Origin of the sequence: Roseivivax isoporae LMG 25204 (assembly GCF_000521865.1) — a bacterium.
Classification (GTDB): Bacteria; Pseudomonadota; Alphaproteobacteria; order Rhodobacterales; family Rhodobacteraceae; genus Roseivivax; species Roseivivax isoporae.
Map to the genome: position 1 here is coordinate 13,841 of NZ_JAME01000038.1, position 25,731 is coordinate 39,571.

Annotated in this window: 20 protein-coding genes and 1 tRNA gene; 6 read left to right on the forward strand and 15 right to left on the reverse strand. The window is 70.7% G+C overall.

Annotation, left to right across the window (positions count from 1 at the left end):
* Window position 1 precedes the first annotated feature (1 nt).
* Both RISW2_RS19180 and RISW2_RS19185 read left to right on the forward strand, forming a co-directional pair.
* Complete coding sequence (locus tag RISW2_RS19180; protein WP_043774133.1) at window positions 2-1,378, forward strand: TRAP transporter large permease; 1,377 nt, start codon at window positions 2-4, stop codon at window positions 1,376-1,378.
* Between the two features lie 145 nt (window positions 1,379-1,523).
* On the forward strand, window positions 1,524-2,138 hold the full coding sequence (locus RISW2_RS19185; protein ID WP_043774134.1) for a hypothetical protein: 615 nt from the start codon (window positions 1,524-1,526) through the stop codon (window positions 2,136-2,138).
* Between the two features lie 4 nt (window positions 2,139-2,142).
* On the opposite strand, the gene tpiA is transcribed toward RISW2_RS19185, so the two are convergent.
* The 7 genes from tpiA to RISW2_RS19220 all read right to left on the reverse strand — a co-directional run bounded on the left by tpiA (window position 2,143) and on the right by RISW2_RS19220 (window position 7,342).
* Window positions 2,143-2,886: a triose-phosphate isomerase gene (gene tpiA, locus RISW2_RS19190; RefSeq protein ID WP_043774135.1), complete on the reverse strand. Its 744-nt coding sequence runs from the start codon at window positions 2,884-2,886 to the stop codon at window positions 2,143-2,145.
* 73 nt (window positions 2,887-2,959) lie between these two features.
* On the reverse strand, window positions 2,960-3,337 hold the full coding sequence (locus tag RISW2_RS19195; RefSeq protein ID WP_043774136.1) for a HesB/IscA family protein: 378 nt from the start codon (window positions 3,335-3,337) through the stop codon (window positions 2,960-2,962).
* Between the two features lie 33 nt (window positions 3,338-3,370).
* Window positions 3,371-3,943 carry a sugar O-acetyltransferase gene (locus RISW2_RS19200; protein ID WP_043774137.1) on the reverse strand — a complete coding sequence of 191 codons (573 nt, stop codon included), beginning with the start codon at window positions 3,941-3,943 and terminating at the stop codon, window positions 3,371-3,373.
* Window positions 3,940-4,686 carry a DUF3307 domain-containing protein gene (locus RISW2_RS19205; RefSeq protein WP_043774138.1) on the reverse strand — a complete coding sequence of 249 codons (747 nt, stop codon included), beginning with the start codon at window positions 4,684-4,686 and terminating at the stop codon, window positions 3,940-3,942. The genes RISW2_RS19200 and RISW2_RS19205 overlap by 4 nt, the downstream gene beginning before the upstream one ends.
* A 67-nt stretch (window positions 4,687-4,753) precedes the next feature.
* Window positions 4,754-5,389 carry a hypothetical protein gene (locus RISW2_RS23660; protein ID WP_051492173.1) on the reverse strand — a complete coding sequence of 212 codons (636 nt, stop codon included), beginning with the start codon at window positions 5,387-5,389 and terminating at the stop codon, window positions 4,754-4,756.
* Window positions 5,390-5,553: 164 nt separating this feature from the next.
* Window positions 5,554-6,783, reverse strand: coding sequence for a glycerophosphodiester phosphodiesterase family protein (locus tag RISW2_RS19215; RefSeq protein WP_043774139.1), 1,230 nt, complete (start codon window positions 6,781-6,783; stop codon window positions 5,554-5,556).
* Window positions 6,784-6,979: 196 nt separating this feature from the next.
* Entirely contained in the window at window positions 6,980-7,342 is a 363-nt protein-coding gene (locus tag RISW2_RS19220; RefSeq protein WP_043774140.1) for an SUF system Fe-S cluster assembly protein, read from the reverse strand.
* A gap of 167 nt (window positions 7,343-7,509) precedes the next feature.
* On the opposite strand from RISW2_RS19220, the gene RISW2_RS19225 reads away from it, so the two are divergent.
* Both RISW2_RS19225 and ubiG read left to right on the forward strand, forming a co-directional pair.
* The gene (locus RISW2_RS19225) at window positions 7,510-8,388 is read left to right on the forward strand and encodes a methyltransferase family protein (protein WP_051492174.1); all 879 of its coding nucleotides are present in this window, start codon (window positions 7,510-7,512) and stop codon (window positions 8,386-8,388) included.
* Complete coding sequence (ubiG, locus tag RISW2_RS19230) at window positions 8,381-9,094, forward strand: bifunctional 2-polyprenyl-6-hydroxyphenol methylase/3-demethylubiquinol 3-O-methyltransferase UbiG (protein ID WP_043774141.1); 714 nt, start codon at window positions 8,381-8,383, stop codon at window positions 9,092-9,094. The genes RISW2_RS19225 and ubiG overlap by 8 nt, the downstream gene beginning before the upstream one ends.
* Here ubiG and rimK read toward each other — a convergent pair whose 3' ends face one another.
* Together rimK and RISW2_RS19240 are read right to left on the reverse strand one after the other, a co-directional pair.
* Window positions 9,095-10,501 carry a 30S ribosomal protein S6--L-glutamate ligase gene (gene rimK / locus RISW2_RS19235; RefSeq protein ID WP_043774142.1) on the reverse strand — a complete coding sequence of 469 codons (1,407 nt, stop codon included), beginning with the start codon at window positions 10,499-10,501 and terminating at the stop codon, window positions 9,095-9,097.
* A 73-nt stretch (window positions 10,502-10,574) separates the two neighbouring features.
* Window positions 10,575-11,387, reverse strand: a complete 813-nt coding sequence (locus RISW2_RS19240) for a DUF2189 domain-containing protein (protein ID WP_051492175.1) — start codon at window positions 11,385-11,387, stop codon at window positions 10,575-10,577.
* Between the two features lie 177 nt (window positions 11,388-11,564).
* Between RISW2_RS19240 and tgt the strand changes: the two genes are divergently transcribed.
* On the forward strand, window positions 11,565-12,692 hold the full coding sequence (gene tgt / locus RISW2_RS19245) for a tRNA guanosine(34) transglycosylase Tgt (RefSeq protein ID WP_043774143.1): 1,128 nt from the start codon (window positions 11,565-11,567) through the stop codon (window positions 12,690-12,692).
* Between the two features lie 24 nt (window positions 12,693-12,716).
* Here tgt and ggt read toward each other — a convergent pair whose 3' ends face one another.
* The gene (ggt, locus tag RISW2_RS19250) at window positions 12,717-14,525 is read right to left on the reverse strand and encodes a gamma-glutamyltransferase (RefSeq protein ID WP_043774144.1); all 1,809 of its coding nucleotides are present in this window, start codon (window positions 14,523-14,525) and stop codon (window positions 12,717-12,719) included.
* A 117-nt stretch (window positions 14,526-14,642) separates the two neighbouring features.
* Between ggt and RISW2_RS19255 the strand changes: the two genes are divergently transcribed.
* Window positions 14,643-14,718, forward strand: a tRNA-Thr gene (locus RISW2_RS19255).
* A 69-nt stretch (window positions 14,719-14,787) separates the two neighbouring features.
* Here the strand turns inward: RISW2_RS19255 and RISW2_RS19260 are convergent.
* The 5 genes from RISW2_RS19260 to RISW2_RS19280 form a co-directional block, all read right to left on the reverse strand.
* Window positions 14,788-17,871, reverse strand: a complete 3,084-nt coding sequence (locus tag RISW2_RS19260) for an efflux RND transporter permease subunit (protein ID WP_043774145.1) — start codon at window positions 17,869-17,871, stop codon at window positions 14,788-14,790.
* Window positions 17,868-18,953, reverse strand: coding sequence for an efflux RND transporter periplasmic adaptor subunit (locus tag RISW2_RS25095; RefSeq protein ID WP_043774146.1), 1,086 nt, complete (start codon window positions 18,951-18,953; stop codon window positions 17,868-17,870). The genes RISW2_RS19260 and RISW2_RS25095 overlap by 4 nt, the downstream gene beginning before the upstream one ends.
* Window positions 18,954-19,155: 202 nt before the next feature.
* Window positions 19,156-21,702, reverse strand: a complete 2,547-nt coding sequence (locus RISW2_RS19270; RefSeq protein ID WP_043774147.1) for an HWE histidine kinase domain-containing protein — start codon at window positions 21,700-21,702, stop codon at window positions 19,156-19,158.
* Window positions 21,699-22,217, reverse strand: a complete 519-nt coding sequence (locus RISW2_RS23665) for a heme oxygenase-like domain-containing protein (protein WP_051492176.1) — start codon at window positions 22,215-22,217, stop codon at window positions 21,699-21,701. Before RISW2_RS23665 ends, RISW2_RS19270 begins: the two co-directional genes overlap by 4 nt.
* 239 nt (window positions 22,218-22,456) lie before the next feature.
* The gene (locus RISW2_RS19280) at window positions 22,457-25,537 is read right to left on the reverse strand and encodes a valine--tRNA ligase (protein ID WP_043774148.1); all 3,081 of its coding nucleotides are present in this window, start codon (window positions 25,535-25,537) and stop codon (window positions 22,457-22,459) included.
* Window positions 25,538-25,731: the final 194 nt, after the last annotated feature.

Sequence of the window (25,731 nt, forward strand, 5' to 3'; positions counted from 1 at the left end):
CATGGAAGTCGCGATCCTCTTCCTCCTGACCGTCGGCCTCATGCTGATCGGCGTGCCCATCGCCGTCGCGCTGGGCTTCTCCTCGACACTGTTCCTGCTGGTCCTGTCGGACACCTCGCTGGCCTCGGTCGCGCAGAGCTTCTTCCAGGCGATGGACGGGCACTACACGCTGCTCGCCATCCCGTTCTTCATCCTCGCCTCGGCCTTCATGTCGACGGGCGGCGTGGCGCGGCGGATCATCCGCTTCTCCATCGCCTGCGTCGGCCATTTCCCGGGCGGGCTCGCCATCGCCGGCGTCTTCGCCTGCATGCTCTTCGCGGCGCTGTCGGGCTCCTCGCCCGCGACCGTGGTCGCCATCGGCTCCATCGTCATCGCCGGCATGCGGCAGGTGGGCTACACCAAGGATTTCGCGGCGGGCGTCATCGCCAACGCAGGCACACTCGGCATCCTGATCCCGCCGTCGATCGTGATGGTGGTCTATGCCTCCGCAACCGACACCTCGGTCGGGCGGATGTTCCTCGCGGGTGTCATCCCCGGCATCCTTGCGGGCGTCATGCTGATGGTCACGATCTACGTCATGGCCATCGTCAAGAAGCTGCCGCGCGGCGAGTGGCGCGGCTGGGGCGAGGTCGCGGCGTCGGGACGCGACGCGGCGTGGGGCCTCTTCCTCATCGTCATCATCCTCGGCGGCATCTACGGAGGCATCTTCACGCCGACCGAGGCCGCGGCGGTCGCCGCCGTCTACGCCTTCCTCATCGCGAACTTCGTCTACGCGGACATGGGGCCGCTCAAGACCGCCGAGGACCGGCCGAACCTGCCGCTCTGGCGCAAGCCGCTGGCCCTCGTGACCGTGTTCTTCCACAAGGACACCAAGGACACGATGTTCGAGGCGGGCAAGCTGACCATCACGCTGATGTTCATCATCGCCAACGCGCTCATCCTCAAGCACGTCCTGACCGACGAGCAGATCCCCCAGCGCATCGCCACGGCCATGCTCGACGCGGGTCTCGGGCCGGTCATGTTCCTCGTGATCGTCAACGTGATCCTGCTGATCGGCGGGCAGTTCATGGAACCCTCGGGGCTCCTCGTGATCGTCGCGCCGCTCGTGTTCCCCATCGCGATCGAGCTCGGGATCGACCCGATCCATCTCGGCATCATCATGGTGGTGAACATGGAGATCGGGATGATCACGCCGCCCGTGGGCCTCAACCTCTTCGTGACCTCGGGCGTGGCGGGCATGTCGATGATGGCGGTGGTGCGCGCGGCGCTGCCCTTCCTCGCGGTGCTCTTCGTGTTCCTGATCCTCGTGACCTACGTGCCGATCCTGTCCACGTGGCTGCCGACGATGATGATGGGGCCAGAGATCGTCATCCGCTGACGGGGCCCGAGGCCGCGGCGACGGCGCTCCCGCTTCGGGGGCGCTGTCCTGCGTTCCCGGACGTGACAAGTGTGGATCCGGGGAACGGGCCCGGATCGTGCTACGTTCGGGACGCGTACCGCCGCAACCCAAAGACAGAGGCCGCATGTTCGACTGGATGACCGCCAATTCCGACGCCCTGACGCTCGTCGCAAACCTCGGGATGGTGGGAGTCTGGCTGATATATCTCAACGTGTTCCTGGTGGGGTTCACGCGGCAGAACCGGACCGTGCTGCACATCAGCCGCGCCGCCGCGGACGACCGCCGCGGGCGCTGCCTGATCACCAACATGGGCGCGCAGAACGTCTACCTGCTTGCCGTGATCGTCGATCTCGAGACCGAGGACGGCCACAGCCGCGCGCTCGTGACCGACCGCGAGGAATTCTCCAAGGAGGATTTCGACGATCTCCTCCAGCGGACGCTGCAGGGCCCGCTCGGCTCGGGCGAGGCGCGCGACATCGGCAGCTTCGAGGATCTCGCGCGGCGCGCGCAGATGCGGCGCGGCACGAATTTCGACCTTTCGCGCATCTGCGCCATGAAGATCACGGTGGTCGCGGCCCCGAACCAGGTCCGCGAGCTCTGCGGCGCCTACAAGCAGTTCGACGTGCGCGAGGTCGACAATCCCGACGCCGCGCGGTTCGTGCCGCGCTCGCTCCTGTCGCCGCAGATCACCGGGCCCTTCCGGACCCGGCGCCTCGCGGCGATGATCGACGACCGCTGAACGGTCAGCCCGCGTCGTTCAGCGCCGCCACGATGGGCGCGAAATCCGCGGGCTTGAGGCTTGCCCCGCCAACCAGCGCGCCGTCGACGTTCGGCACGGCAAAGATCTCGGCCGCGTTCGCCGCCTTGACGCTGCCGCCGTAGAGAAGCGGGATCGCGCCCGCCACGCCGGCGCCGAAGCGGTCCGCCAGCCGGGCGCGCAGCGCGTCGTGCACCTCGCCGATCTGCGCGGGCTCGGCCACGCGGCCGGTGCCGATGGCCCAGATCGGCTCGTAGGCGATCACGAGGTTCTCGGCCGTGGCGCCCTCGGGCACCGATCCGTCGAGCTGCGCGCCCACCACGTCGAGCGTCCGGCCCGCCTCGCGCACCTCGAGCGTCTCGCCGAGGCAGAGGATCACCCGCAGCCCCGCGGCCCATGCCGCCTGCGTCTTGGCCGCGACGTCCGCGTCGGTCTCGCCGTGGTCCTGCCGCCGTTCGGAATGGCCGAGGATCACCAGGGTCGCGCCCGCGTCGGCCAGCATCGGTGCGGACACGTCGCCCGTGTGTGCGCCCGCCTCCTTGGCGTGGCAATCCTGTCCGCCGATGGCGATGCCGCGGGCCCGGTCGGCGGCCAGCGCGATGTAGGGGAAGGGGGGACAGATCGCCACCTCGGCCGCGCCGCCCGCGCTGTCGGCCAGCGCTTCGAGCGCGTCGAGCGCCGCCCGCGATCCGTTCATCTTCCAGTTACCGGCGGCGAGCTTGCGAGCCATGACTTTTCCCTTCTGTCCGTTCCGCGCCCATCATGTGGCCGGGCGGGCAGAGGTCAAGGCTCGGCCGGGCGGTTCAGGCCCCGCGCTCGGCGCTCAGCGACTCGACGTCCTTGAAGCGGATCGACTCGCCGCAGCCGCAGGCGTCGGCCACGTTCGGGTTGCGGAACTTGAAGCCCGATTCGAGCAGCGAGGTCTCGTAGTCGATCTCGGTGCCGAACAGGAACATCTGCGCCATGGGCGCGATCAGCACCCGCGCGCCGTCGCGCTCGACGACCTCGTCGTTGCTGTCGGCGGCGTCCACGTAGTCCATGGTGTATTCCATGCCCGCGCAGCCGCCTTTCTTCACGCCGATCTTCAGCCCGAAGCGGCCGTCCTTCTGCATGAGCCTGGATATCTGGCGAACCGCCGCGTCGGTCATGGTGACGGGGGCCTGGCCGGGAATGGCGAACATGGGGCGCGCCTCCTCTTGCGTTACCCTACGGATCTAGTCGGTCGGGGCCTTGCGAACAAGGGGGCGTGCCGGATTGCCCGCGACCGTGACCCCCTCGGCCACGTCGCGCGTCACCACGGCGCCCGCGCCGATCACCGCGCCGTCGCCCACGGTGACCCCCGGCAGGATCAGCGCGCCGCCGCCGATCCAGACCGCCCGCCCGATGGTGACGGGACGCCCGAACTCGAGCCCCGCCTCGCGCGTCTCGCGGTCGCGCGGATGATCCGCGGTCAGGATCTGCACGTAGGGCCCGATCTGCGTGTCGTCGCCGATCCGGATCGGACACACGTCGAGAAGGATGCAGCCGTGGTTCAGGAACACCCGCGACCCGAGCGTGACGTTGAACCCGTAATCCATGTGCACCGGCGCGCGGATCTCGGTCGACGCGCCGATCCCGCCCAGGATCGCGTCCAGCAGCTCCGCCCGCCCGGAATCGCCGAAGATCGTGCCGTTGTAGTCCCGCAGGAGCCCCTGCACCCGCTTGCGGGCCGCCGAAAGCTCCGGATCGCCCGGATCGTAGAGATCGCCCCGCACCATGCGGTCGCGCTGGCGTGTCGCGTCGGTCATGGCAGTCCTCCGAGGCGGCCGATCAGGGCCGCGGTTGCGTAGCTGCCGGCGAGCGCCCAGGCGACCGATCCCAGCGTGCCGACGATCACGTATTCCCCCATGGCCCGGTCGCCGCGGGTGGCGTCGAAGCGCAGGATCGACTTGGCCGCGATCAGGAAGGCGACGCCCGTGGGCTGGCCGGCGAGCACCAGGATGAAGGTCAGAAGCCGCTCGAGCGCGCCGATCCGCGCGCCCGCGTTGGGCAGGCTTCCCGACAGGACCGCGCGGCGGACCGCGTGGGCGCGCATGGGCGCGAGCAGCTTCTCGACCGCGAAGCCGCCGGCGCGCACCGTCACGATGAGCCCCGCGGCCAGCGCGCAGAGGACGGGCAGGGAGGCCGCGACCGGCGCCGGCAGCATCTGCCAGGCGCTCGCGTGCCAGAGCCCGGGCAGCGTCAGCGCGACGACGCCCAGCACCGCGAGATGCGCCAGCTGGTCGAGGCAGAAGGGCAGGAGCGTGTCGGCCCGCATCCGCTTGATCCGGTCGGTCACCGCGTGGCTGACCGCGATCGCCAGCGCGGCCAGCGCCGCCTGCCACGTGGGCGCGGCGATCGCGGCAAAGCTCGCCGCCAGCACCATCGCCGCGTGCAGGCCCTGCGTCGCGATGCGGTCCTTGCGCTTCACCATCGCGTCGGTCTGGAACACGAAGTCCGCCAGCGCATGGGCCAGGAGGAGGACGGCAAAGGTCTCGGCCGCGCCGGTCATGCGGCTTTCCTCACAAGCCCTAAGGCTTGTAAATTCAGAAACAACCCCTCGGGCTTGTGGCCGCCCGTCATGTCCCGGACCCCGGCACGGCACCTTCGAAGGCCTCGAGCGCCGCCTCCAGCGCCTCGGCTCCCGCGCCGTCGAGCCGCGCCGCCACCGCCTGCTGGCTGATGCCGAAGCGCGCGGCGATCTCGGCCTGGGTCGGCGGGGCGGGCACCAGCGCCAGCGCCGCCGCCTCGGCCTGCGCCCGGCTCCAGCCGCGGCTCACCGCGTCGCAGAGCGTGACGAGCGCCGGGGCGAGTGCCGGGGCGCCCCGGGCCGCGAGGACCAGCCGCGTGCCCCGGCCCATGGCGTCGAGCGCGTCGCCTGCGGCGTGAAAGGCCGGGCCGTCCGCGTCGGACAGGTCGCGGCTGCCGGTCCGGGTGGCGCCGCCGAGCCCGATCGCGACGCGCATGGCGGGCCGGTCCTCGGCGCGCAGGTCGGCGCGCAGGACCAGCGCCGCGCGCAGCGCGCGCGCGCCCTCGGGCACCAGCGCCTGCCAGCCGTCGCCGCGGAACCGCGTCAGCCGTGCCGGGCCGCCGCACCACGGCGCCATCCGCGAAAGGCTCCGCGCCAGCGTGTCGAAACTCGCCTCGACCGCCTCGCGCCCCGCCTTCCGCGACCCGACGATGTCGCCCGTCAGGACCGCCGCCCGTTCCGTCATTCCGCCTGCCCGGTTGCTGCCACCTCGCGGGGCAGCAGACACGATCGCGGCCCCGCGGGCAAGCGCACCCGGCACGCTGGACCGTTCCGATGCTGTCCCCCCGGCACGAAAACGCGCGCCGCCCCGGGCAGGGACGGCGCGCGACCGTGCGGTTCGGGAGGGGCTCAGAGGCCCTTGCAGTTCGCGTAGTAGGTGACCGTCGCCGGCCAGTCCGAGAACACGCCCTCGACACCCACGTCCTGCGCCAGAACGTCGAGGATCTCGTAGTAGTCGCCGTCACGGTCGATGGCGTCGGTGACGGTGTGGAAGTACCAGCCGCCGCCGTTCGCCAGCGGACCGGACCGTTCCAGCGTCCACGCGATGATGCCGATATCCGCGTCCTTGAGCTGCCGCGCCAGTTCGGACGGCACCATCTCGCCCGCCTCGTCCAGCGTCACGAGGAACGGCATCGCGGGGGCGGCATAGTTCACGCCCTGCGCCTTCAGCTCTTCGGGCACGAAGCCCCAGGTCTCCGGGTCCATCCCGTCGAGGCCCTCGATCGAGCTGTCGTCCATCAGGTAGACCGCCTGCGCGCCGAACTCGGGCTCGTTCTCGATCCAGTAGACCACGTCGTTGAAGTCGAAGGATTGCGGCCAGACCCGCGACGGATCGATGCCCGCCTCCTTGTACTCGTCGATCAGCTTCTGCGCGTAGTCTTCCTGGCTGAAGCCGTCGAAGGGCATCTCGACCGAGGCCGATTTCAGCTCGGGGGTGAAGTCCGCGCCCAGCCGGTCGAAGAGCGCGATGGATTCCGCGTGCGTCATCAGCGTCGCGTCGTTGGCGTAGAGGTCGGTGCGCCAGTCGGCGGTGCCGGCGAGGTACTCCTCCGCGGTGGTCGCGGCGGCGTTGGCTGCGTCCATCTTGGGCTCGAGCGTGCGGAACTCCTCGAGCGTCAGGTCCGAGGTGCGGCACTCGGCCGTGGCCTCGGTGTCCCCGGAGGCGGGCGAGAACGGCGTGGTGCACTTCGACGCGAGGTCCGTCGCGACGATGTTCGTCGTGGTGTGCAGGTCGTTCTGCGCGTGGCGGCAGACCAGCTCCTTGTCCGCCGTGAAGGTCACGTCGCATTCGAGCACGCCTGCGCCCTGGCCGGCGGCGGCGTGGTTCGATTCCACCGTGTGCTCGGGGAACATCAGCGGCGCGCCGCGGTGCCCGATCGAGAACTTCGTGCGCTCGGGCGTCTGGCCCATGCAGGACATCAGCTCCTGCTTGAGCGGGCCGTCCTCCATCTTGTCGATCAGGAAGAAGGGCCGCGGGCCGTAGCTCAGGCCGTCGGAATAGGCGGCCGCCTCGTCCTGCGCGAAAGCTGCCGCGGGCAGCGCGACCATCGCGGAGCCGAGAAGAAGGGCGCGGATCATCGGGAAACCTCTCTGAAATGTTGGAGCTTCCGGATGCTAGCACTTGATGACGGCCGCGTGATATCCCCGTTACGTTTTCATGACGCCCCGCGCGTCCCGCGGCCGGCCCGTGACAGGCGGCCCGCGCGGCGACACGAAAAAAGGCCGCCGGAACGTTCCGACGGCCCATCCTGCCCGGATCGCGCGGCGTGGCGCCTCACATGAAGCCCAGCTCCAGCCGCGCCTCGTCCGACATCATGTCCATGCCCCAGGGCGGGTCCCAGGTGATCTCCACGTCGACCTGCTTCACCCCCGCGATGGGCTCGACCGCGTCGGCCAGCCAGCCCGGCATCTCGCCCGCGACCGGGCAGCCCGGCGCGGTCAGCGTCATGATGATGCGCACCTCGTTCTCGGCCGAGATCTCGATCGTGTAGACGAGGCCCAGGTCGTAGATGTTGACCGGGATCTCCGGGTCGTAGACGCCGCGGCACGCCTCGACCACCTGGTCGTAGAGCGGATGGTCGGTCGAGGACGGCGCGATCAGCGGCGCGCCTTCCAGCTTGGGGCTCGCTTCGGTCATGGCGACGGGGTCCTCTGCCTTCGGAAATCCGGAGTAGTTGAGTGAAGATATAGGAAATGGGCGGAACCGGGTAAAGGGCCCCGGGGGCTGCGCGGCCGCGGCGGCCGCGGCCGGGCGCCGCACTGGTCGGGGCGGGGCGGGGCGATATCTCCCGCCGCATGAACCAGATGACCCCGCCAGACACGGCCCGCACGCGCCCGCCGCAGGACCCGCACCCGGTCTGGCGCCTCGTCGCGCTCGTGGCGGGGCTCCTCGACCCGCCGCCGGGCCGCCCCCGCATCCTCGCGGCATGGGCCTGGGGTATTCTCTGCCACCTCGTGTTCGCCGCGGCCATCCTCGCGATGGTCGTGGGCCTCTGGTCGGGCATGACCGCAGGAATCGGCGCCGTGCCCTGGCCCTGGGCCGCGCTCGCCAACCTGGCGCTTCTCGTGCAGTTCCCGTTCCTGCACTCGCTCCTGCTCAACACCCGCGCGGGCCGCGTGCTGCCGCATCTCGCCCCGGGCGGCGCCCGCGGGCACGGCCGCACGCTCGTCAGCACCACCTACACGATCATCGCCTCGCTTCAGCTCCTCGCGCTCTTCACGCTCTGGACGCCCTCCGGCATCGTCTGGTGGCGCGCCGAGGGGACGGCGCTCTGGATCGTGGCCGCGCTGCACGGGGCGTCCTGGCTCTTCCTGATGAAATCGAACCTCGACGCGGGCGCCGAGCTGCAATCGGGCGCGCTCGGATGGATGTCCATGGTGCAGGACCGCGCCGCGCCCTGGCCCGACATGCCGGTGCGCGGGCTCTTCCGGGTCATCCGCCAGCCGATCTACGTGGGCTTCTCGCTCGTCCTCTGGACCGTTCCGGTCTGGACGCCGGACCAGCTGCTGCTGGCCGCCGGCCTCACCGCCTACAACCTGATCGCGCCCGGCGCGCTCAAGGAACGCCGTTACCGCGCCCGCTTCGGCGACCGCTTCGCCCGCTACCAGGCGCGGGTGCCCTACATCCTGCCCGGCGCGCGGCCCTCCCGCGCCCCGCTCACCGAGGACCCCGCCGATGGCTGACAGTGCCCGCAACGACCTGACGATCTACGACAGCGAGGCCGGCCGCTGGTGGTCGGACGAGGTCCGCTGGCTGCGCACGCTGCGCAACCTCGTGCCCGGGCGACTCGCCTTCTTCGACCGGCACGTGGACTGGCAGGACCGCGACGTGCTCGATCTCGGCTGCGGCGGCGGCTTCATGGCCGAGGCGCTCGCCCGCCGCGGCGCCCGCGTCACCGGGATCGACCCGGCGGGCGAGGCGATCCGCGCCGCCGCCGCCCATGCCGAAACCGAGGGGCTCGGCATCCGCTACGACACCGGCACGGGCGAGGACCTGCCCTATGCCGACGGGGCCTTCGATGCCGTCGTCTGCGTCGACGTGCTGGAACACGTGGCCGACCTCGACCGCGTCCTGGAGGAAAGCGCGCGGGTCCTGCGTCCCGGTGGAACGTTCCTGTTCGACACGATCAACCGCAACCGGCTTGCCAGCTTCGTCGCCGTCACCATGGCCGAGGACGTGGTGGGCCTCCTGCCGAGGGGGACGCACGATCCGGACATGTTCATCACGCCCTCGGAGATGCGCAGCGCGCTCTCGGCGGCGGGGCTGACGCCAGGACGCTTCACCGGGCTCGGGCCGCGCGGGCTGAACCGGCGCGGCGACATGACCTTCGGGCCGCTGCCGCTCACCTGGATCCAGTACATGGGCCTCGCGGCAAAGCCCGGCGCCTGATCAGATCAGCTTGCCGCGCCGCACCGGCGCCGGGCGCACGCGCTCGGCGATATGGTCGTAGAGAAGCCCCGCGATGTTCTTCTTCGTCGCCGTCTCGATGCCCTCGAGGCCGGGCGAGGAATTGACCTCGAGCACCTTGGGCCCGCTCTCGGACCGGAGGAGGTCGACCCCCGCGAAGTTCAGCTTGAACGCCCGCGCCGCGCGCACCGCGGTCTCGCGCTCGGCCTTCGAGATGCGCACCACCTGCGCCGAGCCGCCGCGGTGCAGGTTCGACCGGAAATCGCCCTCGGCGCCCGTGCGCTTCATCGCCGCCACGACCTTGCCGCCCACGACGAGGCATCGGATGTCCTCGCCCGCCGCCTCCTTCACGAAGTCCTGCACGAGGAAGTTCGCGCGCAGGCCGCGGAAGGCGTCGATCACCGATTGCGCGGCCTTCTTGGTCTCGGCCAGCACCACGCCCTTGCCCTGCGTGGATTCGAGCAGCTTCACGATCATCGGGGCCGTGCCCACGAGCCGCATGAGCGAATCGGTGTCCTTGGGCGACGAGGCGAAGGCCGTGTTGGGCATGCCGATTTTGTGCCGCGCCATCAGCTGGTGGGCGTAGAGCTTGTCGCGCGACGCGGTGATGCCCTCGGACCCGTTCACGCAGAACGTCCCGATGGTCTCGAACTGGCGGATCACGGCGGTGCCGTAGGCGGTGATCGAGGCGCCGATGCGCGGGATCACCGCGTCGTAGCGGGGCAGGCGGGCGCCATCGTAATGCACTTCGGGCGCCATGGCGTTGATCGCCATGTAGCAGCGCGTGGTGTCGATCACCTCGACCGTGTGCCCGCGTGCCTCGCCCTCCTGGACCAGGCGGCGGGTGGAATAGTTGTTCTCGCGGCTCAGCACCGCCACGCGCAGCGCCCGGTTCGGCGCGGCGCTGCGGACCCGGCCGCTGGCATAGACGTCGTAGGACAGTTCCGGCTGCAGGAAGCGGTCGGTCGCCACGATGGTGATGTGGTCCTTCAGCGCCTCGCGCCCGAGCAGCATCCGGCTCGCCATGCTGGCGCGGTTGGTCAGCGTCAGCTCGATGGGCCAGCTGTCGCCGCCCACGGTCAGCGTGCAGCGGATGACGTAGCGGCTTTCGCTCTCGCCGTTCGACGAGGTGACCATGCGGCGGTCGACGACCTTGGCCGAGCAGGGGATCACCGGGTGGTCCCGTCCCGGCACCGGATGCACGGTAAAGCGCACCTGCGGCGCCTGCGCCGATCCGAACGTCTCGATGTCCGAGGCGTGCAGCGCCGAGGTGCGCGCGCCGGTATCGACCTTCGCGCGCAGCGCGGGCAGGCCCAGATCGGGCAGGGCCACCCATTCCTCCCAGCCGAAGCGGATGAGGTTCTGGGCGGGATCGGGCATGTCGGTCATGAGGCGTTCCTCGTCGGTCGCGCGCGGACGGGCTATCAAGCCCCGCGCGCGGCGGCAAGGTGAGGCCCGGCCGTTAAGGATGCGTGACGCGGCGCCCCGTCCGGTCGAGCGCGCCCGCAGCCTCCGCCCGGCGGTAAAGGTGCCAGCTCGCGTGGCCGAGAACCGGCAGGACCACGAAGAGCCCGAGGAAGAAGGGCAGGAGGGCGAGGAACGTCGCCCCCGCGATGATCGCGGCCCAGAGGATCAGGGTGGCCGGGTTCTCGCGGGTGACGCGCAGGCTCGCCCGCATGGCGGTCACCACGTCGACCTTGCGGTCGAGGAGCATGGGCAGGCTCACCACCGTCAGCGCGAAGAGAAGGAAGGCCAGCACGCCGCCGAAGCCGAGCTCGGTCAGCACCATGGCGAGGCCCGCCCCCGAGAGGTAGGTGGCGAGGTCCTGCGCCGGCCCGCGCATGGCCGAGGGCCCCATGAAGAGGGCAAAGAGCAGGTGCGCGAAGAAGCTCCAGAAGAGCACGTAAAGGAGGATCATCGCGCCCGCCCAGGGGATCTGGCGCGTGCGCTCGGTCCAGACCACCCCGAGGACGTCGGCGAAGCGCGGCCGCTCGCCCCGCGCGCGCCGCCGCGACACCTCGTAGAGGCCGACCGCGAGGAAGGGCGCCGCCAGCGGAAAGCCCAGCGTCAGCGTCAGCGTCCAGGTGAAGAGCCCCGCGCCAAGCTGCAGAAGCGCGAGCCCGAGCACCACGTAGACCGCGCTGAAGAAGAGCCCGAACTGCGGCGCGGCGCGGAAGTCGGCGGCGCCCGCGCGCAGGACCGTCGCAAGGTCCGCGGGCGTCAGCGCACCGGCCCTGCGCCGTGGCGGCAGGGCGTCGGACTGGGTGTCGGACATGTCCTGTCCTCCCCTGTTCGTGTCGGTCGCGCTGTGCAGGCGATGCTAGCGGCGCCCCCGAGTCGGGACAAGCGGGACCGTGGCGCCGGCCATACCCGGGCCATACGCGTGCCATATCCCTGCGGGCCCGTCTTTCCCGCCTTGCCGAGGGCCTCCGGATGCGGCAGAGGACGGCACATGTCCGGCTTCTCCTTCACCCTCGACGCCACCTGCGGCAAGGCCCGCACCGGCCGCATCTCGACCCCCCGCGGCGAGATCCGCACGCCCGCCTTCATGCCCGTGGGCACGGCCGGCACCGTCAAGGCGATGCTGCCCGACAGCGTCGCCGCGACCGGCGCCGACATCCTCCTCGGCAACACATACCACCTGATGCTGCGCCCCGGCGCCGAGCGCGTGGCACGGCTCGGCGGGCTTCACGCCTTCATGAACTGGGACCGCCCGATCCTCACCGATTCCGGCGGCTTCCAGGTGATGAGCCTTTCGGACCTGCGCAAGCTCACCGAGGACGGCGTCACCTTCAAGAGCCATATCGACGGCTCGCGCCACATGTTTTCTCCCGAGAAAAGCATGGAAATCCAGAAGCTTCTGGGGTCTGACATCGTGATGGCCTTCGACGAGTGCCCGGCCCTGCCGGCGCCGCGCGACCGCATCGAGGCGTCGATGCGGCTGTCGATGCGCTGGGCGCAGCGCTCGCGCGACGCCTTCGGCGACCGGCCCGGACATGCGCTCTTCGGCATCCAGCAGGGCGGGCTCGAACCGGACCTGCGCGCGGAATCGGCCAAGGCGCTGAAGGCGATCGGCTTCGACGGCTACGCGGTGGGAGGGCTCGCCGTGGGGGAGGGGCAGGAGGCGATGTTCGCCTGCCTCGACACCGCCTGCGACATGCTGCCGGAGGATCGCCCGCGCTACCTGATGGGCGTGGGCAAGCCCGACGACATCGTGGGCGCCGTCGCGCGCGGCATCGACATGATGGACTGCGTGCTGCCCTCGCGGTCCGGCCGCACCGGCCAGGCCTGGACCCGCCGCGGGCAGGTCAACCTGCGCAACGCGCGGCACGCCGACGATCCCCGTCCCCTCGACGAGGCCTGCACCTGTCCCGCCTGCCGCAGCTATTCCCGCGCCTATCTGCACCACGTCGTGCGGTCCGGCGAGATGATCGCGGGCATGCTGCTGACGTGGCACAATCTCCATTACTACCAGGAACTTATGGCGGGGATCCGGGCCGCTGTCGCAGCCGGGACCTTCGCCGGGTTCGAGGCCGGGTTCCATGCTGCCCGCGCCGAGGGAGACATTCCGCCCCGGTGATCCAGGGGCGGACGGCGCGGGGTGTCAGTCCCCGAGCGCGATCCCCTCGCGGCGCGGATCCGCACCGCCCCGAAGGCCGTCCGGCCCGATGGCGATGAGGTGCAGGCCCGAATTGAGCTCGCCCACCTCGGTCTCGAACCCGGCCTCGCCGAGCGGGCCGGCCAGCGCCTCGGCGTCGGTGCCGGCCTCGAGATCCATGGTGCCGAAGCGGTTCAGCACGTGCGGCGCCGCTGCGGCCTGCTGCACGTCCATGTCGAAATCGATCACGTTGACGATGGCCTGCGCCACGTAGCCGATGATCCGGCTGCCGCCGGGCGAGCCCACGACCAGCACGGGCTGGCCGTCGCGCAGGACGATGGTCGGCGCCATGGACGACCGCGGCCGCTTGCCCGGCTCGAGCCGGTTGGCGATGGGCCGGCCGTCCTCGTGCGTCGCAAAGCTGAAATCGGTGAGTTCGTTGTTCAGCAGGAACCCGCCCGGTGCCATGAGCCGCGAGCCGAAGCCGTTCTCGATGGTCGTGGTCATGGACAACGCGTTGCCCTCGGCGTCGACGATCGAGATGTGCGAGGTCGACGGGAGCTCGATCGACACGTCGTCGCCCCAGACCAGCGCGTGATCCCAGTCGGGCGTGCCCGGCGTTGCCTCCTCGAGCGCGCTGTCGCGCCCGGCTATGAGCGCCGACCGCGTCGCGAGATAGGCCGGATCGACGAGCCCCGCCGTCGGCATCGGCACGAAATCGGTGTCGGCCATGTAGCGGCCGCGGTCGGCGAAGGCGAGCCGCGAGGCGTCGCCGATCAGCCGCCACGTCTCGGCGTCGCCGGGTCCGCCCGCCAGCTCGAAGGCCTCGAGCGTGCCGAGGATCTGCCCGACCGTCAGCGCGCCCGACGACGGCGGACCCATGCCGCACACCTCGTGCTGGCGGTAGGCGGCGCAGACCGGCGCCCGTTCGATCACCTCGTAGAGCGCGAGGTCGATCAGGTCGAGGTTGCCGGGATTGCCCTCGGCGGTCCTCACCGTGTCGACGATGCCGCGGGCGATGTCGCCGGTATAGAAGGCCTCGGCGCCCCGCGTCGTCATGGCGCGCAGAGTCTCGGCATAGGCCGGGTTCATGAACGTGTCGCCGGGGGCGGGTGCGGCGCCGCCCGGCAGGAAATACTCGGCCGTCGCGGGAAACCGGCCGAGATAGTCCGCGTCCTCGGCGATGGCCGCGGCAAGCCGCGGCGAGACGGCGAACCCCTCCTCGGCGAGCGCGATCGCGGGCGCGAGGAGGTCGGCCCAGTTCGCCCGGCCCCAGCGCCGATGGGCCTCCTCGAGAAGCGCGGGCGTGCCGGGCGTGCCGACCGACAGCCCACCCACCACCGCGTCGAAGAACGCGAGCGGCTCGCCGTCCTCGTCCTGGAAATGCGTCGGCCGTGCGGCGAGCGGCGCGGTCTCGCGCCCGTCGAGCGTGGTCATCTCGCCCGTCTCGGCGTCGTACCAGACGAGGAACGCGCCGCCGCCCAGGCCCGAGCTCTGCGGCTCGACGAGGCCGAGCACCGTCTGCACCGCCACCATGGCATCCGCGGCGCTGCCGCCCCCGCGCAGCACCTCGGCCCCCGCGGCGACCGCGACGGGATTGGCGGCGACGACCATCCACTCCTCGGCCTCGACCGGCCGGCCCGCGGCCTTTGCCTCGAAGGCCGCGGCGACCTCCGAGCCCAGGTCGGCGAACGCCTCGGCATCCTGCGCGGTCGCGGCCTCGGGCGCGATGGCGTCGGCCGCCTGCTGGGCCGCCGCCGGCACGACCAGCGCCGCGCCCAGCACGCAGGCGAGGGGGGGAAGGATGGCGCGCATGGGGAATCTCCTCTCTGTGACACCCTGAGGATGCGGCAGCCCGACATGAAGTCCAGCGCCGATCCCCGTAAGCGCGGCCTTGTCCCCGACCCGCGCAGCGCGTATTGGAGCCGTCGTGCCGGTATAGCTCAGCTGGTAGAGCGTCTGATTTGTAATCAGAGGGTCGGGGGTTCGAGTCCCTCTGCCGGCACCACTCCTCCCCAGGTTCACCCAAGATCACCGGGTCCGGAGAGTGCCCGCGCCTGCCGAAGGCGCCCGGGCTTCAGGTCGACGCGGGCGCGCCGGACCCGTCCGCTGTCCCGCCTGCCTCCGCCGCCTCGGGCCGGTCGCGCTGCAGCAGGTCGTAGAGGACCGGTGTTAGGAACAGCGTCAGGATCGAGGCACCGAGGAAGCCCCCGATGATGACGATGCCGATGGAGAACCGGCTCTCGGCGCCCGCGCCCGAGGAGATCACGAGCGGCAGCGCGCCCAGAACCGTCGACAGGACCGTCATCAGGATCGGCCGCAGCCGCACCGCGGACGCCTCGATCACCGCCTCGCGCACCGACTTGCCCTGCTCGCGCAACTGGTTCGCGAACTCCACGATGAGAATGCCGTTCTTGGCCATGAGGCCGATCAGCATGACCATGCCCACCTGCGTGTAGATGTTCACGGCCTCGCCCACGGCCAGCAGCGTCAGGAGCGCGCCCGCGACCGCGAGGGGCACCGACAGCATGATGACCACCGGCTGAATGAAGCTCTCGAATTGCGCGGAAAGCACGAGGAAGACCACGAGCAGCGCGAGCGCGAAGGTCACGACGATGCCGCCGGACGTCTCCTGGTAGGTCTCGGCCTGGCCTGCATAGAAGATCTGCATGTCCGACGGCAGATCCTCGGCGATGGTCTCGATCCGCTCGATCGCCTCGCCGATGTTCACGCCCTCTCCGAGCGCCGCGCTGATCTCGACCGAGGGCTGCCGGTCGAAGCGGTTGTAGGCGTCGACCGAGGCACGGCGTTCGAGCGTCACGAGCCCGTCGAGTGCGACGAGGTCGCCCGTACCGCTGCGCACGTTCAGCCGGCGCAGGTCGTCGGGGCTCGCGCGCAGGTCCTCGGGGGCCTGCAGGATCACCGGGTACTGGCGGTTTTCCGAGATGAACTCCGTCACCTCGGCCGAGGCGAAGAACACCCGCACCGCGTCCGACACCGTCTGCGCGTCGATGCCGATGTCGCGCGCGAGGTCGCGGTTCACGGTGATGTCGTAGCCGGGCGTGTTCACCTCGTAGCCGCGGCGCACGCCGACGATGCCGGGCTCGGCGCGCAGCCGTTCCTCCATCTGCGCGGAATAGTCCGCCGCCGCGTCGAAGCTCGGCGCGGTCACGATGAGCTCGAGCCCCGAGCCGCTGCCCGCGCCGAGCCCCGAGGGGGCGAAGCTGCGCACGCTCGCGAGCGTGATCGCGTCGAGTTTCGGGGTCAGTTCGGCCACGACGTCGCGCGGAGCCATCTCGCGCTCGCCCCAGGGTTCCATGACCGCGACGATGAAGGCGCGTCCGGTCTCGCCGTACTGCCCGACGATGGAGATGGTGTCGGCCACGATCCCGTCCTCGCGGTAGGGCGCGATCAGCTCCTCGACCTCGCGCACCGCGGCATCGGTGAGGCCGAGGGCAGAACCGGAGGGCGCCGAGATGCTGACGAAGAAGACGCCGCGATCCTCGTCGGGCGACAGCTGGGAGGGCAGCGCCTGGTAGAGCGTCCACGACATCCCGCTCAGTGCCGCGGCGATCCCGAGGACGAGGACCGGCATCCGGATCGCCCGCGACAGGAGGCTGCGATAGCCTTCGGACATCCGCCGCGTGACGCCGTGCACGAGGCGCGAGAAGCGGCCCGTGTTGCCCCCCTGGCGCAGCACGCGCGCCGCGATGACCGGGCAGAGCGTCAGCGCCACGAAGGTCGAGATCGCGACGGCGATCGCCAGGGTGATGCCGAACTCGCTGAAGAGCTTGCCGATCTCGCCCGACAGGAACGAGAGCGGCACGAACACCGCGATGAGCGTCAGCGAGGTCGACACGACGGCAAAGAACACCTCGTTCGCGCCGGCGCGGGCGGCCTCGTTTGGCGCATCACCCGCCTCGACCTTGCGCTGGATGTTCTCGAGCACGACGATGGCGTCGTCGACCACGAGGCCGATCGCGAGGATCAGCGCGAAGAGCGTCAGCACGTTGACCGAGAAACCCGCGAAGGCGATTCCGGCGCAGGCGCCGAGGAGCGCGATCGGGATGGTCACGGCGGGCACGACGGTGGCGCGCAACGAGGTCAGGAAGACGTAGATGACCGCGACCACGATGGCCACGGCGATGAGCAGCGTCGACAGGACCTGCCAGATCGAGTTGCGGATGAAATCCGCGTCGTCGGAGGTCACCGAAAGCGTCGTGCCGGACGGCAGGTCCGCCTGGATCTCCGCGACCTCGGCGTTGACCTCGGACGAGATCGACAGCGTGTTGGCCGAGGATTGCCGAAGCACGCCCAGGCCAATCGCCGTCTCGCCGTTCGAGCGGAAGACGGAATCGTCGGTCTCGGTGCCGATCTCGACCCGCGCCACGTCCTCGAGCCGCACGATGCTGCCGTTCTCGCGCCGGACCACGAGGCGTTCGAAATCCTCGACATCGCTCAGCCGGGTCTCCGTGCGCAGGAGATAGTTCCGCGACGCGCTCTCGAGCTGGCCCGAGGGCAGTTCGAGGTTGTTGGCGCGTAGCGCGGCCGCGATGTCGTTGGCGGTGATGCCGCGCGCGGCCATCGCCTCGGGACGGAGCCAGATGCGCATGGCATAGGGCCGGTCGCCGTAGATCTGCACCGCCGCAACCCCGTTCAGGGTCTCGAAGCGGTCGACCACGAAACGGTCGGCGTAGTCCGTGAGCGCCGACGCCGACAGCTGGTCCGAGGTCATCGTCATCCAGATGATCGGGTCGCCCTGGCTGTCGTTCTTTTCGACCTCGGGCTCGTCGGCCTCCTCGGGCAGGTCGCCCGAGACCGACTGCACCGCGGCGCGCACGTCCGATGCCGCCTGGTCGATGTCGCGGTCCTGGTTGAAGGTGATGACCGTGCGCGACCCGCCGAGTTCGGATTCCGTCTCGATCCGGTCGATGCCCGCGACGGTCGAGATCGCGCCCTCGACGACGCTGGCGATCTCGTTGTCGACCACGCTCGGCCCCGCGCCGGTATAGGAGACGCTGACCGTCACCTCGGCGGTCGAGGTGTCGGGCAACTCGCGCACCGGCATGCGCATGAGGCCCGCGATGCCGAGCACCACGATGAGGATCGACACGACGGTGGCCAGGACCGGCCGGCGGACGCTGAGATCGGGAAGGGTCACTCGAGGGCCTCGCGCGGAACGGTTTCGTCGATCTCGACCGGCGCGCCGTCTGACAGCTGGTCCCAGCCGGTGACGACCACCTGCGCCCCGGCATCGAGCCCCTCGACCTCGGTCAGCGCGCCGAGCGAGGCGCCTGCCACGACGTCGGTGCGCTGCGCGGTGCCGTCCGTGACGGTGTAGACATAGGTCGTCAGGCCCTCGCTGATGATCGCGTCGTCGGCGATCGCGAGCCCCTCGTAGGTGCCGAAGACGAGCCGCGCGTCGGCGAACATGCCGCCGGCGAGCCGTCGCGCGTCGTTCTCGAACACGGCCCGAACCGGGAAGGTCCGCGAGGCGGGGTCGATTTCCGGCGCGCGCACCGCGACCTCGCCCTCGAACCGTTCGTCCGGGTAGGCGGGGACGGTGATGCTGACCGACAGCCCCGGTCGCACGCGGTCGAAATACTGCTCTGGCAGCGCCGCGTCGAGTTCTACCGAGGACAGGTCGACGAGCCGTGCGACCGGCGAGGAGGTGTCGAGGAACGCGCCTTCCTCGATGTCGACGAGACCGACGGTGCCCGCGAAGGGTGCGGTGACCCGGCGGTCCTCGATATCGGCACGGGCGGCCTCGACGGCGGCCTGCGCCCGGACGAAGGCGGCGCGCGCCTCCTCGAGGCTCGCCTCGGCGGCGGTGTTGCGGTCGTTCAGCTCCTCGATCCGGGCGAGCTCCTGCCGCGTCTCGCTGAGCGTCGCCTCTGCCTCGGCGAGTGCCGCCCGCGGCGCGCTGTCGTCGAGCTGCACGATCAGGTCGCCTTCGGCCACCTGCTGGCCCGAGATCACCGCGACCTCCGTGACGCGGCCGGTCGCGTAGGGCACGAGGTCGACGGCCCGCACCGGCATCAGCGATCCGATCACCGAAACCGCGTCGTCGATGTCCCGTGTCTCGGGCGACACGACGCCGACACGCGTGGCCTCGCGGCTCTCGCCGCCGCCCTCCTGGGCGTCCTCGGATTGCGCGAGCAGAAGGTCGGTCCCCACGAGCCCCACCGCGCCCAACAGCGCGATCACGCAAAGACCGAGGATGATTTTCAACGCTTTCTTCATGACGCTCCGCCGCCTGACACTCGTGCCCGGACGTAACGCCGAGGCAGGTGTGTCCATCAGGGTCGCGCGTTCGTGAAGATCGGGCGGAGAAATGTCATCGGCCGAAACATCGACCCCGGCGGGTCACGCCCGGGCGCCGCGGGCCCTGCACGGGACCCGGATGGGACCTGCCCGGAGAGGGATCCTCCGGGCATGCGGCCCGTCAGCGCGTGGCGAACCCCGAATCGGCCAGCGCGGCCGCGATCGTGTCGTTCGAGAACGGCTTCTGGATGATCCGGCAGGGCGGGTAGAGCATGCGCAGGTCGCCGTTCTCGCCATAGCCCGTGGCCAGCACGAAAGGCACACCCTGCCGCGCGAGCGCCTCGGCCACGCGCACCGATTGCTGTCCACCGAGGTCGACATCGAGCAGCGCCACCTCGTAGGTGTTCGCCGCGACATGCGCGAGGCCCTCCTCGACATTCGCGGCGATGTCCACGTGACCGGCACCGAGATCCGACAGGATGTCGGCCGCGTCCATGGCGATGATCATGGCGTCCTCGACCACCAGGGCCCGGCCGGTCAGCCGCGCCGCGGGCTTGCCGGACGCGACGGTCACCCGCTGGAGAGGCACGATGTTCTCGGGTTCGGACAGGTGGCGCGGCGGCACGCGGAACCGGGCGCGGACGCCGGTCATGCGGTAGTCGAGTTCGGCCTCGCCGTGCAGCTCGTAGGGAATCGACCGCTCCACGATCGCGGTGCCGAAGCCGCGCCGCTCGGGCGGGCGCACCACCGGGCCGCCGGTCTCGACCCAGGCGATCTCGACCGCGCCGGCGGCGTCGCGGGTCAGCGCGATCTCGAGCCGCCCGCCCGCCGCGCCGAGCGCGCCGTGCTTGACCGAGTTGGTCGTCATCTCGTGCAGGACGAGCGCGAGCGTCGAGTACGCGTCAGGCGCCACCAGCACGTCGTCGCCCACGATCCGCGCGCGGTCCGTGTCCTCGACATAGGCCGCGAGTTCGAGCCGCATGAGCTCGATCAGCGAGCAGGGCGCCCATTCGGTGCGCGTGAGCTGGTCGTGCGCCCGGGCCAGTGCCTGGATGCGGCCATCGAGGCTCGACGCGAAGCGGTCGAGTGTCGTCTCGGACCGGCGGGACTGCGAGATGAGCCCGCGCATGAGGTTCAGGATGTTGCGCACGCGGTGGTTCAGCTCGGCGATGAGCAGTTCCTGCCGTTCCTGAGCGCGCTTGCGCTCGGCGTTCGCGGCGTCGCTGATCCGCAGGAAAATCTCGAGCAGCAGCGCGCGCAGCGCGTCGGCCGCCTGCAGCGCGTCGGCGTCCCACGGCAGGGACTGGCCACGCACCTCCTGTTCCCACGCGGCAAAGCTCTTGCGCGGTGAAAGCCGCAGCCCGTCCTCGACCTTGTCGGGCTTGCCGGCCCAGGTGACGGTCTGGCGTTCCTCGCGCCGGAAGAGCACGAGGTAGTCGCGCGGGCTGCGCGAGATCGGGATGGCAAGCATCCCCGCCGCAGCGTCGGAATAGGCCTCGGCCGCGGGCAGGTCGCGGCCGAGGGCATCGGTCGCGTAGACCCGCGAGGCGGCGGTCGTGTTCAGGAACCGCGTGAGGGCCGCGAAGTCCGCCGCGCCCGGCGTGCTGCCGGACAGGGTGAGCCGCCCGTCGGTGAACAGCGCCATGCCGTCGTGCGGAATCGTGGCGCCCAGCTCGTCCGACACCGCGACGAGGCTCTCGGCAAGGTCGCTGCCGTCGGCCATGGCATGCATGAGCCGGCTCTGCAGCGCCCGGATGCCGCTTTCGGTGTCGGTGCGCTTGCGTTCCTGCAGCCGCGTCAGCTCGTAGGCGAAGAGGTGGCCGAACAGTTCGATCGCGGTGCGCGTCTCGAACGGCACGAAGCGCGGCTTGCTGCTGTGGCAGGCGAAGAGACCCCAGAGCGCGCCGTCCTTCATGATCGACACGGACATGGAGCTGCCGACGCCCATGTTGCGCAGGTACTCGATGTGCACCGGCGACACCGCGCGCGTGACCGCGAGCGACAGGTCGAGCGGGTCGCCCTCGGGCGAGCGGTCGGGCCGGATCGGCACGCCGGGGTCGTTCACGTCGGCGATGAGCCGCAGCAGGGACCGGCTGTAGAGCGCGCGCGCCTGCTGCGGAATGTCGGAGGCCGGAAAGCGCAGGCCGAGATAGCTCGGCCGGTCACCGTCGCGCGCCTCGGCGATGACCTTGCCCGAGGCGTCCTTCTGGAACTGGTAGACCATGACCGAATCGAAGCCGGACAGCAGCTGCAGCCCGCGCGCGGCCTGCTGCGCGACCTCCTCCACGGTGGTGCCGTTCCGCACCCGCTGGATCAGCGGGTAGGTGGCGGCGAGCACGTCGTCGGCGTTCTCGCCGGTGCGCGGCTCGAACTCGATCACGAGGTGCCGGCCACTCTGGTGCACCGACACGTCGAAATGCCGGTCCTGGATCGGGAAATCGAAGATCCGCGTGGCCCGTTCGCCGCCCTCGATGTTGCGCAGGCGCGCCCGGACGAGCCGCAGCGCCTCGTCGGGCAGGATGTCCGCCAGGGGGCGGCCGAGCGGGTCGTGCGCCCCGGGCCCGATCATGTCGGCGAGGTTCGCCGAGGCGTACTGCACCATCCAGTCCGAGGAGACGGCCAGGAGCGCGCCGTAGCTCTGGACCCGGCCCAGCAGGTGGATCGGCTCCCGGTCACATTCGGTGAGGTCGGTGCCGAACGTGTCGTGCGTCGAGGAGATCTGGCTCATGGCGTCGGTCTTTCGCAATAATCCCATGCGAGCGCCGCCGCCGCCCGATAAACGTCAAAGCCCCGGCCCGCATGCGCGGCGACACGCGCGGCGCGCGTCCCGTCCGGGGGCAGGAGGTCGAGGCGCGCGCGGAAGGCGCGCCAGGCCCCGGCCGGCATGGCCAGGGAAAAGGCCGCGGGGCGCCGCGCGCCGGTGCGCGCCAGCATCTCGGCCAGCACCACCGTCCCGAGCCGCGAGCCGAGCACGATGTACCCGACCGCAAGCGTGTCGAGCGGCGCCGCCGCCTTCAGGCCCGGAAGGGCAGTCTGCCCGCGCGCCGCGCAATCCGCGGCGAGCGCGTCCCGCAATTCGTCCGCGACGCGGCCTTCCTCGGGTGCGGGCGCGCCCTCGCGCGCCGCGAGGAGGGCGTCGAGCGCGATCGCCTGCGCCGCGAGGAACCAGTCGAGCCGGCCGGCCGGATCGTCGGTGAACGGCGCGAAGGCTGCCTCGGTGGCATCGTGCTGGGGCCGCGTCAACACACGCAGGCGTTGCGAGACCGTCTCTGCCACCCGTCCGCGGCCCGCACGCGGCCCGGGCTCCGCGAGCGTCGCGGGGCCGGAGGGAGTGGCCGTGTCGGGAGTGGAGGGGAGCCGGTTGTCCAGCACGCTTGACCCTTTCGCTGTCAACGCGGCCCAACATATTCCAGTCGCGAGTCGCTGCCAATGGCGACCCGCGGATTGTATCGGAAACCGTGCGGTTTCCGTCGCGGAAGGGCTCAGCCGATCTCGGCCAGCCTCTCGCGCGCGGTGCGGAGGGCGGATTCCTCCTCCTCGCGCGCCGCAAGCGCCTCGCGCGTTTCCTCGACCACCTCGTCGGGTGCGCTCTCGACGAATTTCGGGTTCGAGAGCCGGCCGCGCAGGCCGCCGATCTCCTTGCCGAGCTTGCCGAGCGTCTTGTCGAGGCGGGCCATCTCCTCGCCCACGTCGATGAGGCCCTCCAGCGGCATGCCGAAGGTGGCCCCCCCAACGGGGATGGTCACGGTGCCCTTGGGGAAGCTCTCGACCCGCTCGAGCGTGGCGATGCGGGCGAGCCGCTTCACCAGCGCCTCGTTCGCCTGCCAGGCGCGGTCGCCGTCGGCATCGAGACCCAACACGAGGAGCGGCACCTCCATGCCCGCCGGCACGCGCATCTGCGCGCGCGCGGACCGCACGCCCTCGATCAGCGCGATGACCCAGGCCATCTCGCGCTCGGCCTCGGGTGTGACGAGGGCCGCCGCAGCGTCCTGCGGCCAGTCGGTAACCACCAGCATGTCCGCGCCGAGCCCCAGTTCGGACCAGAGTTCCTCCGTCACGAAGGGCATGAACGGGTGCAGCATGCGCAGGCAGCGGTCGAGCACCCAGCGCATGGTCTCGCGCGTCTCCTGCACGGTTTCGGGCGCGTCGGAGGACAGAAGCGGCTTGGCGAACTCCACATACCAGTCGCAGACGACGCCCCAGACGAAACTGTAGAGCGCGTTTGCCGCGTCGTTGAAGCGGAACGCGCCGAGGGCCGCGTCGACCTCCTCGCGCACCTTCGCGGTTTCGCCCACGATCCAGGCGTTCGCTGTCTGCCGCCGCGGCGCCTGCATGTCCCAGCTCGCCACATCCGGCGCGAAGACGCCGTTCATCTCGGCGAAGCGGCAGGCGTTCCAGAGCTTGGTGCCGAAGTTGCGGTAGCCCGCGATGCGGTCCTTCGACAGCTTCAGGTCGCGGCCCATCGCCGCCATGGAGGCGAGGGTGAAGCGCACGGCGTCCGCGCCGTATTCCTCGATCAGGTCCAGCGGGTCCAGCACGTTGCCGAGCGACTTCGACATCTTCTTGCCCTTCTCGTCGCGGACGAGCGCGTGGACATAGACGGTGTCGAAGGGCCGTTCGCCGACGACCGCATACTGCATCATCATCATCCGGGCGACCCAGAAGAAGATGATGTCGAACCCGGTGATCAGCACCGAGGTCGGGAAGTAGCGCTTCAGTTCCGCCGTCTCCTCGGGCCAGCCGAGCGTGCCGATGGGCCAGAGCCCGGACGAGAACCACGTGTCGAGCACGTCGGGGTCGCGGAAGACGGGGACGGTGCGCGGCGCTTGCCGCTGCCCGGTCGCGATCCCGCTGTCCGCGCTCTCGACATAGTCCTGCAGCAGTTCCAGCGCGCCGGCCTCGTCGGCGGTCACCCGGAAATCGGCGTCCTCGCCCCAGAGCACGCGCAGCTTGTCGATCGCCTCGGCTTCGGTCGCGGCGCAGACATGGTGCCACTCGGTGCCGCCGCCGGGATTGGGCGCGTACCAGACCGGGATCTGGTGCCCCCACCACAGCTGGCGCGAGATGCACCACGGCTCGATGTTCTCGAGCCAGTGGAAATAGACCTTGCGGTCGCGCTCGGGCAGGATCGTGACCGTGCCGTCGCGCACCGCATCGAGCGCCGGCCCGACGATCTTCGTCGTGTCGACGAACCACTGGTCGGTCAGCATGGGCTCGATCACCACCTTCGAGCGGTCGCCGAAGGGTTGCATGATGGGCTTCGCCTCGACTAGCGGCACGAGCTGATCCGCGCGCGCCTCGCCGCCTTCCTCGGGGGCCGCGGGGGCCTTGGTCCCGAGCCGCGGATCGGTGGGCGGCACCATGACCGCGAGGCCCTCGGCGGTGATCTGTTCGACCACGCGGGCGCGCGCCTCGAACCGGTCGAGCCCGCGCAGCGCGTCGGGGACGAGGTTGACCGCGTCCACCTCGGTCTCGGTCAGGCTGCGCTCGCCCTTGGCGACCGACAGCGCGAGGGCGGCGGCCTCGGCATAGGGGGCGCCGTCGGAGCGCATGCGCGCCGCGGTATCCATCAGCCGGTAGCAGGGAATGTCGCCGCGCTTGGCCACCGCGTAGTCGTTGAAGTCGTGCGCGCCGGTGATCTTGACCGCGCCCGAGCCGAAATCGGGATCGGGATACTCGTCGGTGATGATCGGGATCAGGCGGCGATGTTCCTTCGGCCCCACGGGAATCTCGCAGAGCTGGCCCACGATCGGCGCGTAGCGCGCATCCGACGGGTGCACCGCGACCGCTCCGTCGCCGAGCATCGTCTCGGGGCGCGTGGTCGCGATGGAGATGTAGTCGCGCTCCTCCTCGAACAGCACGGTGCCGTCCGCGTCGCGCTCGACATAGGTGTAGGTCGCACCGCCGGCGAGCGGGTACTTGAAGTGCCACATGTGGCCCGGCGTCTCGACGTTCTCGACCTCGAGATCGCTGATCGCGGTCTCGAAATGCGGGTCCCAGTTCACCAGCCGCTTGCCGCGGTGGATCAGGCCCTTGTCGTAGAGGTCGACGAAGACCTTGATGACCGCGTCGTGGAAGTTGCCGTCCTCGCCCGCGGGCGCGCCGGGGGCGCCGGACATGGTGAAGGCGTTGCGCGACCAGTCGCAGGATGCGCCGAGCCGCTTCAGCTGGTTGATGATGGTGCCGCCGGACTGGCCCTTCCACTCCCAGACCTTCTCGAGAAAGGCCTCGCGGCCCAGGTCGCGCCGGCCGGCATTGCCCTCCTGCGCGAGCTTGCGCTCGACGACCATCTGCGTGGCGATGCCGGCATGGTCCTGCCCGGGCTGCCACAGCGTGTCGTCGCCGCGCATCCGGTGCCAGCGCACGAGGATGTCCTGCAGCGTGTTGTTGAAGGCGTGGCCCATGTGCAGGCTGCCCGTCACGTTCGGCGGCGGGATCATGATGCAGAAGGTGTCGGCGCCGTCCCGCGCATGGGCGCCCGCGCGGAACGCGCCCGCCTCTTCCCAAGCGGCGTAGAGCCGTGCCTCGGCTTCCTGCGCGTCGAAGGTCTTGTCCATCGCCATGGTCGTCGTCCCGTGCCAGGCCCCGCACGGCGGGGCGCATCCGTCAGTCGCGCACGGTCTAGCGAAGCGGGACGGGAAGGGAAAGCGGCCGTGCCGCGCTTTGTGGGGGAGGAAAGGAGGGCGGCGACCCCCAAGGGAGGAGGAAAAGGAGGTCGCCGCGCAGTCCGAAGGCCCCAAGGGAGGAGGAGAGGACC